Origin of the sequence: Dactylosporangium sucinum, from assembly GCF_014647515.1 — a bacterium.
Classification (GTDB): domain Bacteria; phylum Actinomycetota; class Actinomycetes; order Mycobacteriales; family Micromonosporaceae; genus Dactylosporangium; species Dactylosporangium sucinum.
On sequence record NZ_BMPI01000023.1, the window covers coordinates 1 to 11,573 of the forward strand.

Below are 11,573 nucleotides of genomic sequence, written 5' to 3' on the forward strand. Positions count from 1 at the left end.
CGAAGCGTTCATGAGCCTGGCCTGCTCCATCATCTGCTACCGCCGACTCATCAAATGATCATTCTGTTAGGACTTGTTAGGCCTTGCCCGCCCAGAACCGGTCCGGCTGGTCGCAGATGATGCTGGACGTCCATCACGTCATCTCCTGGGCCTGCCGGTGGGGGTGTGCCCCTACCCACCCCCGCGCGCCCGAACGGGCGTCACGCGCTGTGCAGTGCGAGCTCCAGTCGTGAGTACTCCTTGTGCGTGATGGGGGTCGACGTAGAGCAATGTTGGCGCTACGTTAGGTACCTCGCGATCTCTGTGCGTGATGTTCGTGCAGGGATGCCGCTCGTTGGGCAGGCGCCGCCGGACGTTGCCGCGGCCCGACGAGAGGTCGGCTGGACGGTTGAGCTCCGGAGGTGAGCGACGTGGATGAGCTGCCCATCGGCCGCCGCGTGGCGTACTGGCGGAAGCGGCGGAAGTTGTCGCAGCAGGTCTTCGCCGATCGGCTCGGCAAGTCGAAGAGCTGGGTCGACAAGGTGGAGCGCGGCGTGCGCCGGCTCGACAAGTTCTCCGTCGTGCACGAGATCGCCGACGTGCTGCAGCTCGACGCGCAGATTCTGCTCGGCAACGGCTCTGAGCGCCGCCCCGAGAACCTCAACGGTGTCGACCAGGTCGAGGTCGAGGAGATCCGCGCGGCACTGGAGCGCTACGACCAGATCACCGCCTTCTTCTACGCCCCGCCGGAGCCGCCGCCGCTGAGCGAGCTGCGCAAGGCGGTCACCCACGCCTGGCTGTCCTACCAACACGCGAGCTACGGCATGCTTGCCCGGACGTTGCCCCGCCTCCTGCGGGAGGCGCAGGCCGCCGACATCGCCTACAGCGACGGCCCGCACGCGAGGGAGGTCGCCCACCTGCTCGGGCAGGTCTACCAGATCTCGTCGGCGATGCTGCGCAAGCTGGGCGAGCACGAACTGTCCCGGATCGCCGCGGACCGCTCGGTCCTCGTTTCGCAGCGTACCGGCGACGAGATGCTGGCCGGTGTGGCCAAGACGCGGGTCGCGATGGCGCTGCTGTCCCTCGGGCGGGCCCGCCCCGCGCTGGAGATGACCCTCAACGTCGCCAACCGGCTGGCCCCCGGGACCAACGGCGGCGACAGCTCGCCTGAGCGGTTGTCCGTCTTCGGCAACCTGCTCCTGCAGGCCTCCCTCACCGCGGCCCGGATGGGTGACAGCGCCACCGTCCGCGACCTGCTGGGCAGCGCGCAGGAGGCGGCGACGGCCCTGGCCGGCGACCACAACCACTACCGGACCAGCTTCGGTCCGACGAACGTGCAGCTGTACCGCGCCGCCGCGGCCTTCGAGCTCGGCGAGGGCCGGGCGGCGGTGCAGGTACACGAACGGCTGGACCTCGACGGGTTCAACGCGCTGCTGCCGGAGCGCCGAGCGCAGCACTATCTCACCCAGGCCCGCGCCCGGGCGTTGATCGGCGACATCGACGCGGCCGGCGAGATGCTGCTGGAGGCCGACCGGCTCGCCCCGTCCGAGATCCGCTGCCGGCCGTTCGCTCACGAGGTGCTCAGTGACCTGCTACGCCGCACCCGGGGCACTCCGTCGGCCGCACTTGCCGAGCTTGCCGCACACCTGAGCGTCGGCGTGTAGAAGCCGAGCGCCGCCTGCCGACCTCCGCAACGGCGACGGTCGCCCGAGGCTCGATCGCGGTCAGCGTCGGGCCTCGAAGGCATGCGCGATGCGCAGGCAGTCCGCCTCGCGCCACGGCGCGGTGGCGATCTGGAGCGATATCGGCAGGCCGTGATCATCCGAACCGCACGGAACGACGACGCTCGGGTTGCCGGCGAGGTTGAAGACCGACGTGGTGCGGGCGACGACGGCGGCCAGCGGGTAGGTCTGCCCACCCAGCGTCACCGTCTCCTGCTCCAACAACGGCGCGGTGATGACGGACCCGGGCGTCGCCAGCGCGTCCACGCTCGCGAAGACCGCGGCGAGCTCGTGCTGGATGAGCGCGCGCATCCGCAGCGCGCGCAGGTAGTCGGGGGCGGCGACGAGCTGCCCCTCCAGCAGCAGCCCGCGGAACGCCTCGTCGAACTCGCCGATTCGGGTCAGGTGGCCCTCGTGCATCGAGGCGGCCTCGGCCGGGACGATGAGGTGCTTCAGCGCGTCCGGGTTGATCCGCCGCAGCAGCGGCAGCGAGACCGGCACCAGGGTCGCCCCGGCTCGGGCGAGCTCGTCGCGCGCGGCGGTGACCGCGGCCGCGATGGCGGGCTCGCACACCTCTTCGAACCACTCCTGCGGCACGCCGATCCGCATGCCCGTGATGTCGCCGTCCAGGCGGGCGGCGTAGTCGGCGTCCACCGGGGCGTCCACGCTGTACGGGTCGAGCGGGTCGTGGCCGGCGAGCACGTTGAGCGCCAGCGCCGCGTCCCGCGTCGACCGGGTGATCGGACCGAGGTGACCCAGGGTCCAGGAACAGGACACAGCGCCGCGGCGGGAGATTCGGCCGTAGGTCGGTTTGAGGCCGACCGCGCCGCACCAGGCGGCGGGCACCCGGATCGAGCCGCCGGCGTCGCTGCCGATCGCGAGCGGTAGCTGACCGGCTCCGACCGACGCGCACGGTCCGGAGGAGGAGCCGCCCGAGTTGCGGGTGAGGTCGAAGGGGTTGCGGGTCCGGTCGTTCTTGCCGGCCTCGAACTCGTAGGTCGCCAGCTTGGCGAGCAGGACACCGCCCGCCTCCGTGAGCCGGCGGTGGACTTCGGCGTCGGCCGCCGGCACGTGGCCCCGGTAGAGCGCGGACCCGTACTCGGTCGGGACGCCGGCGGTGTCGATGGTGTCCTTGAGCCCGTACGGCACGCCTTCCAGCGGCCTCGCGGTGCCGGCTCGCCAGCGTCGGCCGGCCTCGTCGGCGGCGGCCCTGGCCCGGTCGGCGAGCAGCGTGACGACCGCCCCGAGTTCCGGCTCGGTCGCTGCGATGGTGGCCAGGCAGTCCTCGACCGCGTCGCGTGGGGAGATGGTGCCGTCGGCGTAGCCGGCCAGCAGGTCGGCGACGCCGGGCATGCTCCGTCGGGTCGGTGTGGTGGCCGCCGTGGTCATGGCCGTCGCTCCGGGCGCAGCCAGCGCGCCGCGCTGGCGGGGAACACCGGATCGGCCGTCAGGTCGAGCGCGACGGCGCGGAGCCGGTCGCGGTCCGCCGCTTTGGCGGCCCAGCTCCGGACCGCCCGCGCCGTCGACTCCGGGTCGGCGGCCGGCACGCGGTCGCGGATCCAGCCAGCTGGGTCAGTGTTCGTCGGCACGGTTCACCGCCCGTACCGCTGGGTCAGGTGCTCCCGGTACGGTTCGGCGGACAGCGGGCCACCGGTCGCCCGTTCGACCAGCTCGGCCAGCGTGTACGTCCGGCCGGGGGCGTGTACGTTCCCGCGCAGCCAGTGGAGCACGGGACTGACATCGCGGGCGGTGAGCGCCCGGGTCACGCTGATGCCCTGGGTCTCCATTGCCCGCCAGAGCTGAGCCGACACCAGGTTGCCGATGACGTACGCCGTGAACAGTCCCATGTAGCGGTGGCACCAGTGCGGGTCCTGGAGGCAGCCCTCGCGGTCGCTGGGCACCGGCCGGCCGAAGTACCGCTCCGCGCGGGCGTTCCAGAACTCCGGCACGTCGTACACGTCGAGCTGCCCGGTCAGCAGCGCGCACTCGATCTCCCAGCGCAGCACGATGTGCAGGTTGAACGTCAGCTCGTCGGTGCCGGTGCGGATCAGCGACGTCGGGCCGTGGACCGCCGCCCGGTGCAGCGCCTCCGGCCCGAACCCGGGCGGCGGGTCGGGCACGTGGGGGACCAGCAGGTCGTAGGCCAGTGCGGCGAACTCGGGGGTGCGACCGACGATGTTCTCCCAGAACTTCGCCTGCGACTCGTGGACGTAGGGCATGATGCCCTTCGCCGCGGATGTGCCCCACAGGCCGGGCGAGATGCCCTGCTCGTAGAGGGCGTGGCCGAGCTCGTGGATCGCGGCCTTCAGCATGTCCGGGAAGGGAACGTCGTCGCGCAGGGTGAATCGCACGTCCCGGGGACCCGACGGGCTGGTGAACGGGTGCGGCGAGATGGCCAGCCCGCCGCGGTTCCAGTCGTAGCCGACCTGTTCGGCGAGGTCGTGCACGAACGCGAAGACCGCCTGCCGGTCGAGCACCGGCATGGGGTCCGCCGGCCGGGCGTTGACCGCCTCCTGCCGCTGCTCGTTGAGCCTGATGACGTCGTCGACCAGCGAATCGAGCAGTGCCTGCGTGTCGCGCCAGGACAGGGCCGGCTCGTACAGCGACAGGAGGGCGTCCATCGGGTGCTCGGGATAGCCGATCGCGTCGGCCAGGCGCAGGTTGATGTCGACGAGCTTGCGCAGCCACGGTGCGAATGCCGCCCAGTCCGCGTCGCGGCGGGCATCCCGCCAGACGACGAACGCTTCGGACGCGACGACCTGGAACTCGGTCAGCGCGTCGACCGGACGGCGCAGCTCGGCCTCGTAGTCGCGCCGGGCGACCCGGGCGATCGCCCAGGTGGCGAAGTCCCGCTCCGGATCCGGGTTGGTGGACTCGACAGCGGCGACCAGTTCGTCGAGCCGCGGATCGGCGGTGCGCTCGCGCATCCGCCGCTCCATCAGCCCGATCTGCCGCGCGCGGTCGGTGGTGGCCTGGTCGGGGAGGTAGGACTGCTGGTCGAACCGCAGGTGCTCGAAGACGCGCCGGTAGTCTTCGGTCTCACCGAGGTAGTCGCGCAGTTCGTCGATCTCGGGCATCGGTGCAGGAGCTCCTCCCGGTTGGTTCATGACCACACCGGTGCGCCGGACGCGGCCGGGGCCAGGTCGGCGGCGCCGGGCCGGAACGCCGTGACCACCTGTTCACCGGTCTTGATCATGAATTCGCTGACAAGGCGTTCGACCGCCGAGGTGTCGCCGTCGATCGCGGCCTGGGTGACCCGGACGTAGAAGGTCATGGCGAGCGTGATGTGCGCCGGGTCGTTGCGAAGCACCTGCGGGATCGAGTGCAACCGGGTCCGCAGGGACCGCACCAGGTCGAGGGCGGTGCGGTTGGTCGACGGCCGATACAGGGTCTCGCGAAACTCCCAGCAGGTGGTGAGCATCTCGTCGATGCGGTCGCCGTTGCGCAGCGCGATGATCTGGTCGAGCAGGGCGCGGAGCCGGTCCTTGTCCGCTTCGGACAGTCGCGGCACCGCCGTCCGGCAGATCAGCGCCTCGATGTGCGCGCGCAACTCGTAGACCTCCGTGATGGTGCTGCGCGACATCCCGTTCACCACCGCGCCGACCCGGGGGGCGAGCCGCACCAGCCCGCGCTCGTTGAGCACCCGGAGCGCCTCGCGGACCGGGCCGCGGCTGACGTTCAACTCGGCGGCGATCTCCGCTTCCCGCAGCCGGGCGCCGTCGGGCCACCGCTCGGCGACGATCCCGCGGGCGATCCAGTCGGCGATGGCGGCCGGAAGCGTCGGTACGTCCGTCCAGCTGTCGGGGGTCATCACGGTGGTTCTACCTACACCTTCGGTTGATGGTTGATTGTCAACAGTATGGGGGCACGACGCCGTGGCGTCGAGGTAACCGCCATGTTTCCGGTGTTTCGGCTGCTAGCTGGCCTGCCGAAGACTATTGACACTCACACCGGGAGATGTCAACAATCGACCACCTGCTTGTCGACAATAAACTTTCAACCGCAGGAGGAGTCATGGGAACTACGCTCAGTAGGCGCGGTCTGCTCTCCTTAGGCCTGGGCGTCGGCGCGGGCACCCTGCTGGCCGCGTGTGGCGGCGGGGAGTCCCCCAAGGCCGCCGGCAACACCCGCATCGTGGCCCGATGCTGGGGTGGCGTCTGGGAAACCGCCCTGCGGAAGGTCTCCCCGGGGTTCACCGCCGCCACCGGCGTGGAGGTGCTCAACGACCCCGGCAGCGACACCGTGCCCCTGCTGCAGCAGAAGCCCGGGCAGTACGACCTCGCGTGGCTGATCGGCAACGAGGCGGCCCGCGGCCTGACCAGCGGCGTGCTCGAACCCATCGACACATCCCGCATCGAGAAGTGGGATTCGATCGTCAAGCGGCTGACCGAGGGTCAGACCAAGGACGGCAAGGTCAGTGCCGTCCCGATCAGCTACACCGCGTCCGGAATCCTCTACAAGACGGACAAGGTCCCATTCAAGATCACCTCGTGGAAGGACCTCTGGCGGCCCGAGCTCAAGGGCCAGGTCGCGCTGCAGAACGCGCCGTCCATCGGTGGTCTCTTCCTCGTCTTCACCGGCGCCCGGCTGTTCGGCAACGGTCCGACGGACTACGAGGCAGGCTGGGCGGCCCTGGAGCGGCTCAAGGACAACGTCCAGTTCCTCTTCACCACCAGCACCGACGGCGTCAACAAGCTGGCCGCCGGCAGCGTCGCAGCGGTCGTCACCATCGCCGACCAGGGCATCCCGCTCAAGAGCCGGGGCGTCGAGACCGTGGTGCCGGCGGAGGGCTCGACCTGGAGCGTGCAGAACCTGACGATCCCCGCCGCCTCCAAGAACAAGGACCAGGCGTACGACTTCATCAACTACATGCTCAAGGACGAGACCCAGGTCCAGTGGGCGAGGGAGGGCAAGGCGGCGCCGGGCTCCACGACCGTGACGCTGCCCGCGGACGTCGCGGCCAACCTGGTCGAGACCCCGCAGATCGCCGAGAGCCTGTGGCCGATCGACTGGTACGAGTTCGGCGACAAGATCACCGAGTGGACGACCCGCTGGCAGAGGATCTTCGGCAAGTGACGGTCACTCCCGCTACCCGTCGGGCCGGAGGGCCTCCGGCGAGCGGCGCCCGCGACGCGCAGGGCGGCTGGCTGCTCGCCGCCCCGCTGCTGCTGTTCACCGCGTTCATGTTCCTCTACCCGGCGATCACCGTGCTCCGTACCAGCCTGGCCGAGAGCAACGACGTGGACGCGGGCGGCTTCACGTTCGGCCACTACATCTCCTTCTTCTCCGACGAGCTGTACGTCAAGGCGCTCACCAACACGATGCTCATCGCGGTGCTGACCGTGGTCATCACCGGCGCGATCGGCCTGGTCTACGCGTACCAGCTCGTCGTGCGACCGGGGCTGCGCCAGCTCCAGCTCGCGCTGTTGCTCACGCCGCTGCTCGTCAACGGCGTGGTGCGGATCTTCGGTCTGCAGCTCGGGCTGATCTCGGTGGACGACCTGCTGATGCGGGCCAACCTCGTCGACTCGCCGCTCGGCCTCAACTATTCGTTCGCCGGCATCGTCATCGCCCTGGTCATGTTCCAGTTCCCGTTCATGGCGATGGCGGTGTACGCGAGCCTGTCCAGGCTGGACACCTCGCTGCTGGAGGCGGCGCGCACGCTCGGCGCGGGCAGGCTGTCGGTGCTGGTTCGGGTGGTCTTCCCGCTCGCTGTGCCGGGCCTGGTCGCCGGCGGTGTGCTGACCTTCGCGGCGGCGGCGGGCACGTTCATCGTGCCGGCGATGATGGGCGGCGGCCGGGTGAACACCGTGCCGCAGATGATCTACACGTCGGTGAGCCAGTCCCAGCTGTGGGCGACCGCCTCCGCGTTCGCCGTGATCCTGGTCGTCGTCCTGGTCGTCCCCATCATGCTCGGCACCCGTTTCGGCAGCCGCGACACGTCGGGGGCGCGCTGATGGCCACCACGAACGAGACCCTGGTCGGCCCGCGGCGTCGCGTCGGGAAAGAGCGGCAGAAGGTCTCGGTGTTCACCCTCGTGATCACCGTGCTGCTGCTCCTGCCCCTGGTGGTCGTGGCCTTCGCGTCCCTGAACCCCGACCCCTACCTGCTGTTCCCGCCGGAGGGATTCTCGCTGCGCTGGTTCCGCGAGGCGTTCGCGTACCCGAGCTTCCGGACGTCGCTCACCCTCAGTCTCCAGATCGCGCTGATCGTGGTGGTGGTCGGCCTGCTCATCACGGTTCCCGCGGCTGTCGCGCTCACCCGGGGGAGCGGGCGGGTCCAGCGGACCGTCCAGCTCGCCATGGCCACGCCGCTCGTCACCCCGGACATCCTGCTGGCGCTCGGCCTGCTCATCATGCTGAGCCAGTTGTCGCTGTCGAACAGCCTGGTCGGGCTCGTGCTCGGGCACGTGCTGGTCGGCCTGCCGATCGCGCTCCAGGTGCTCGTCGCGGGTCTGGCCGCGGTCGACTCGAACCTGGAGTCCGCGGCGGCCACGCTCGGCGCGTCCCGGATGCGGGCGTTCGTCGCCGTCACGCTGCCCAGCATGCTGCCCGCGATCGGCAGCGCGGCGGTCTTCCTCTTCATCTTCTCGTTCGACAACGTGTCGATCTCGCTGTTCCTGTCCTCGCCGGGTCAGACGACGCTGCCGATCACCCTCTTCCAGTACCTGGAGAACAACGCCGATCCGACCGTAGCCGCCATGTCCACGATCCTCGTCATCGTGGGCATCGCCGCCGCCCTGCTCCTCGGGCGGCTCGGCGGCCTCGGCCAGCTCGCGGGCGGCGCCGAAAGGAGACGCCGATGACCGGAACCGACTACCTGACCATCTCGGGCATCAGCAAGCAGTACCCCACCGGTGGCGGCGTGACCGGCGTCGACCTGACGCTGCCACGCGGTGAGATGCTCGTACTGCTCGGGCCCAGCGGATGCGGCAAGACGACATTGCTGCGCGTGCTGGCCGGCCTGCTCGAGCCGGACGCCGGGCGCGTCCTGCTGGACGGCCGCGACCTCACAGCCGTGCCGACCCACCGACGCAACATCTCCATGGTGTTCCAGACCTGGGCGTTGTTCCCGACCATGTCGGTCCGCGACAACGTCGGATTCGGGTTGCGCATGCGGCGAGTGCCGCGCGTGGAGCGGCAGCAACGGGTCGACGAGGCCCTCGCGCTGGTCGGCCTCGCCGACTTCGCCGGCCGCAAGCCCAAACAACTCTCCGGCGGCCAGCAGCAGCGGGTCGCGCTGGCCCGGGCGATCGTCACCAGGCCCACGGTCATGCTGCTCGACGAGCCGCTCAGCAGCCTGGACCACCGGATCCGCGTCCAACTGCGCGGGCAGCTCAAGCGGCTGCAGCGGGAACTCGGCCTCACCGGTGTGTACGTCACGCACGATCACACAGAGGCGCTCGCGCTCGGCGACCGGATCGCGGTGATGGACTCCGGTCGGGTGGTCGAGACCGGCACCCCGATCGACGTGTTCAGCCGGCCCCGTCACCGGTACACGGCCGAGTTCCTTGGGCTCGCCAACGTCATCCCGGTCGTGCCGGACGGACGCCACCTGCGCACCGGGTTCGGCGACGTGATCGAGACGGACGCCCGGTCGGACACCGACGCGCCGGTGGTCGCGGTCGCGGTACGGCCGGACGCGATCCGGATGGTCGAAGCCGACCCGGGTGCGGGCGCCGGCGCCGACGTGCACCGCGGCGTCGTCTCCGCCGTCGAGTACCAGCCCGGCGGCGTCCTGCACGACGTGCGCCTGCCGGACGGCACGACCGTCCAGGTGGTGGTCGCGCCCGGCGAAGGGGTGTCCGTCGGTACGCCGGTCGACCTCGCCTTCGAGTGGAAGAAGGCCGTCCCCCTCATCGACTGAACAGCCCCGTCAGCCCCGATCCGAAAGGTCGCCATGAAGATCGACTTCCACACGCACGTCTGGAACACACAGCTCGACCAGGTGGACGAGTTCACCGGACGGTTGACCGAGTTGGGTATTGACGCCGGAGTCGTGCTGCCGATCGCCCCGTACATGACCAACGAAGCCGTCGCGGACCTTGTGACGAAGGGCGCCGGGAAAGTCATCGGCTTCGCCTCGGTCGTTCCGTTCGCGGAGACGACCGGCATTCCCCGCGAGGACCCGTTGGCCACGCTCGACCATGCGGTCAACACGCTCGGCCTGCGCGGCCTCAAGCTGCACCCGTTGATCCAGGGCTTCGCGCTCAACGACCCGGGCCTGGTGCCGGTCGTGTCGGCCGCCGGTGATCTCGGCATCCCGGTGCTCTTTCACACCGGCCCCGCCAACGGCCGCGCCGGGCGGATCGAGAACGGCCGGATCACCCTGCTGGACGATCTGGCGATCATGTGCCCGAACACGGTGCTGATCGCGGGACATGCCGACCCGCTCGGCGACGCGCCGTACCTCGCCCGTAAGCACAAGAACGTCTACCTGGAGACCTCGATCTCCTGGTCGCGCTGGGGGAAGTTGATCCCGGGCCTGGTCCGGCAGGTGGTCGAGGAATCCGGCCCGGACAAGATCCTGTACGGCACGGACTTCTCCCTCGGCCGCGACCAGCGCGTGGTCGACACCGATGCGGTCTTCGAATCCTCCGGCCTGTCCAGCGACGCCCTCGCGCTCGTCTACGGCGGCAACGCCGTCCGGCTGCTCAACCTGTCCTGACGTCCACTCCGCGAGAGGAGCAATCCATGACGCACACATCGTCCGAGCCGGCCGCGCCCGCACTCAAGTCGCCGAAGGAACTGCTGGACATCGACAAGGCGAGTCACGCACAGTTCCGGCTGCCGGTCGCGCGCCGGGCGTCCGGCGAAGACCTGTCGATCCGCGTGCACGTCGCCAAGGGCGCGTCGGACGGACCGACGCTCGGCCTGGTGGCCGCCGTGCACGGCGACGCCGTCTTCGGCAGCCACATCATCCGGCTCGCGATGCAGCGGCTCGACCTGACCAACCTGCGCGGCACGGTCGTCGCCGTGCCGGTGGCCAACCCCGTCGCGTTCGAGTCCGGCACCCGGACCACGGGCCAGGGCTGGAACACCGACATGAACAACATGAACCGGGTCTTCCCCGGTTCGGCCGAGGGCTGGATCTCACAGCAGATGGCGGCCGCCCTGTCCGAGAACGTGATCGGCCAGCTCGACGCGCTCATCGACTACCACTGCGGCGCGGACACCTCGATCAACTACACCCTCATCGACGGCGACAAGACGCAGGACGCCCAGCGCAACATCGACTTCAACCGGCTGATGGCCACCGACTTCATCTACACGCACGACGTCAACCCGTTCTCCGGCACCATCACCGGGCACGCGCGCGGCCTCGGCATCCTCAGCGTGGTCGCCGAGCAGGGCGGAAACATCCTGCCGCCGGGCTTCGACGAGCTGTCGCTGACGCGGATCGAAAACTACCTCAAGGCGCTCGGCATGATCGACGGCGAGCCGGTCCTGCCCGACACGCAACTCGTGATGAGCGGCGGCCGGACCCTGCAGCGAATCCGCCACGGCGGGCTCTTCTACCCCGAGGTCGGCATCGAGGGGCTCTCGGCCGTCGTCGAGGGTGGCACGGTGCTGTCCAGGGTGGTCGACCCGCACAGCTTCGAGGTCCTGCAGGAGATCCGGGCGCCCTACGAGAAGTCGGCCATCTTCCAGACCCGGCCGGGCTTCGGTCAGGTCAATCCCGGCGACTATGCGTACATCATCGGCGACGCCACCAAGGCGGTGGAGATCGAGCGGCTCAGCAGCTGGAGGTTCGAGCTGTAGGGAACCCCGCCGCACCGGGCCGTGAACTCGCCTCGTACGCGGGGCACAGGGGTGGGATGCCGACGACCGGGCGTCCCGCCCCGGCAGACCATCAACCCGAACACGGCGCGGC

At 70.0% G+C, this 11,573-nt stretch carries 11 protein-coding genes and 1 pseudogene; 8 read left to right on the top strand and 4 right to left on the bottom strand.

Features of this window, described 5'->3' with window-relative positions:
* Nucleotides 1-410 precede the first annotated feature (410 nt).
* Nucleotides 411-1,643 (top strand): helix-turn-helix domain-containing protein, encoded by a 1,233-nt coding sequence (locus tag IEZ31_RS23265; RefSeq protein ID WP_190252063.1) that lies wholly within the window; start codon nucleotides 411-413, stop codon nucleotides 1,641-1,643.
* Between the two features lie 60 nt (nucleotides 1,644-1,703).
* Here IEZ31_RS23265 and IEZ31_RS23270 read toward each other — a convergent pair whose 3' ends face one another.
* The 4 genes from IEZ31_RS23270 to IEZ31_RS23285 are packed head-to-tail and all read right to left on the bottom strand — an operon-like array spanning nucleotide 1,704 to nucleotide 5,511.
* Complete coding sequence (locus tag IEZ31_RS23270; protein WP_190252064.1) at nucleotides 1,704-3,089, bottom strand: amidase; 1,386 nt, start codon at nucleotides 3,087-3,089, stop codon at nucleotides 1,704-1,706.
* On the bottom strand, nucleotides 3,086-3,289 hold the full coding sequence (locus IEZ31_RS23275) for a hypothetical protein (RefSeq protein ID WP_190252065.1): 204 nt from the start codon (nucleotides 3,287-3,289) through the stop codon (nucleotides 3,086-3,088). The genes IEZ31_RS23270 and IEZ31_RS23275 overlap by 4 nt, the downstream gene beginning before the upstream one ends.
* Nucleotides 3,290-3,292: 3 nt before the next feature.
* The gene (locus IEZ31_RS23280; protein ID WP_190252066.1) at nucleotides 3,293-4,777 is read right to left on the bottom strand and encodes a gluzincin family metallopeptidase; all 1,485 of its coding nucleotides are present in this window, start codon (nucleotides 4,775-4,777) and stop codon (nucleotides 3,293-3,295) included.
* A gap of 26 nt (nucleotides 4,778-4,803) precedes the next feature.
* Entirely contained in the window at nucleotides 4,804-5,511 is a 708-nt protein-coding gene (locus IEZ31_RS23285; protein ID WP_190252067.1) for a GntR family transcriptional regulator, read from the bottom strand.
* Between the two features lie 203 nt (nucleotides 5,512-5,714).
* On the opposite strand from IEZ31_RS23285, the gene IEZ31_RS23290 reads away from it, so the two are divergent.
* The 7 genes and pseudogenes from IEZ31_RS23290 (at nucleotide 5,715) to IEZ31_RS23315 (ending at nucleotide 11,461) form a co-directional block, all read left to right on the top strand.
* Nucleotides 5,715-6,776, top strand: a complete 1,062-nt coding sequence (locus IEZ31_RS23290) for an ABC transporter substrate-binding protein (protein WP_190252068.1) — start codon at nucleotides 5,715-5,717, stop codon at nucleotides 6,774-6,776.
* Complete coding sequence (locus IEZ31_RS23295) at nucleotides 6,773-7,657, top strand: ABC transporter permease (protein WP_190252069.1); 885 nt, start codon at nucleotides 6,773-6,775, stop codon at nucleotides 7,655-7,657. The genes IEZ31_RS23290 and IEZ31_RS23295 overlap by 4 nt, the downstream gene beginning before the upstream one ends.
* Nucleotides 7,657-8,505, top strand: coding sequence for an ABC transporter permease (locus tag IEZ31_RS23300; protein ID WP_190252070.1), 849 nt, complete (start codon nucleotides 7,657-7,659; stop codon nucleotides 8,503-8,505). The genes IEZ31_RS23295 and IEZ31_RS23300 overlap by 1 nt, the downstream gene beginning before the upstream one ends.
* Nucleotides 8,506-8,579: 74 nt before the next feature.
* Nucleotides 8,580-8,981, top strand: a pseudogene (locus IEZ31_RS60000) (ABC transporter ATP-binding protein); the annotation flags it as partial.
* Nucleotides 8,982-9,128: 147 nt separating this feature from the next.
* Entirely contained in the window at nucleotides 9,129-9,566 is a 438-nt protein-coding gene (locus IEZ31_RS60005) for a TOBE domain-containing protein (RefSeq protein WP_444542470.1), read from the top strand.
* 33 nt (nucleotides 9,567-9,599) lie between these two features.
* Entirely contained in the window at nucleotides 9,600-10,367 is a 768-nt protein-coding gene (locus IEZ31_RS23310) for an amidohydrolase family protein (RefSeq protein WP_190252072.1), read from the top strand.
* A 26-nt stretch (nucleotides 10,368-10,393) separates the two neighbouring features.
* Nucleotides 10,394-11,461, top strand: a complete 1,068-nt coding sequence (locus IEZ31_RS23315) for a succinylglutamate desuccinylase/aspartoacylase family protein (protein ID WP_190252073.1) — start codon at nucleotides 10,394-10,396, stop codon at nucleotides 11,459-11,461.
* Nucleotides 11,462-11,573 lie beyond the last annotated feature (112 nt).

Excerpts from the sequence above, each read along its gene's own strand:
- IEZ31_RS23270 (WP_190252064.1), bottom strand. The coding sequence starts at position 3,089 with ATGACCACGGCGGCCACCACACCGACCCGACGGAGCATGCCCGGCGTC.
- IEZ31_RS23280 (WP_190252066.1), bottom strand. The coding sequence starts at position 4,777 with ATGCCCGAGATCGACGAACTGCGCGACTACCTCGGTGAGACCGAAGAC.
- IEZ31_RS23285 (WP_190252067.1), bottom strand. The coding sequence starts at position 5,511 with ATGACCCCCGACAGCTGGACGGACGTACCGACGCTTCCGGCCGCCATC.
- IEZ31_RS23290 (WP_190252068.1), top strand. The coding sequence starts at position 5,715 with ATGGGAACTACGCTCAGTAGGCGCGGTCTGCTCTCCTTAGGCCTGGGC.
- IEZ31_RS23300 (WP_190252070.1), top strand. The coding sequence starts at position 7,657 with ATGGCCACCACGAACGAGACCCTGGTCGGCCCGCGGCGTCGCGTCGGG.
- IEZ31_RS60005 (WP_444542470.1), top strand. The coding sequence starts at position 9,129 with ATGGACTCCGGTCGGGTGGTCGAGACCGGCACCCCGATCGACGTGTTC.
- IEZ31_RS23310 (WP_190252072.1), top strand. The coding sequence starts at position 9,600 with ATGAAGATCGACTTCCACACGCACGTCTGGAACACACAGCTCGACCAG.
- IEZ31_RS23315 (WP_190252073.1), top strand. The coding sequence starts at position 10,394 with ATGACGCACACATCGTCCGAGCCGGCCGCGCCCGCACTCAAGTCGCCG.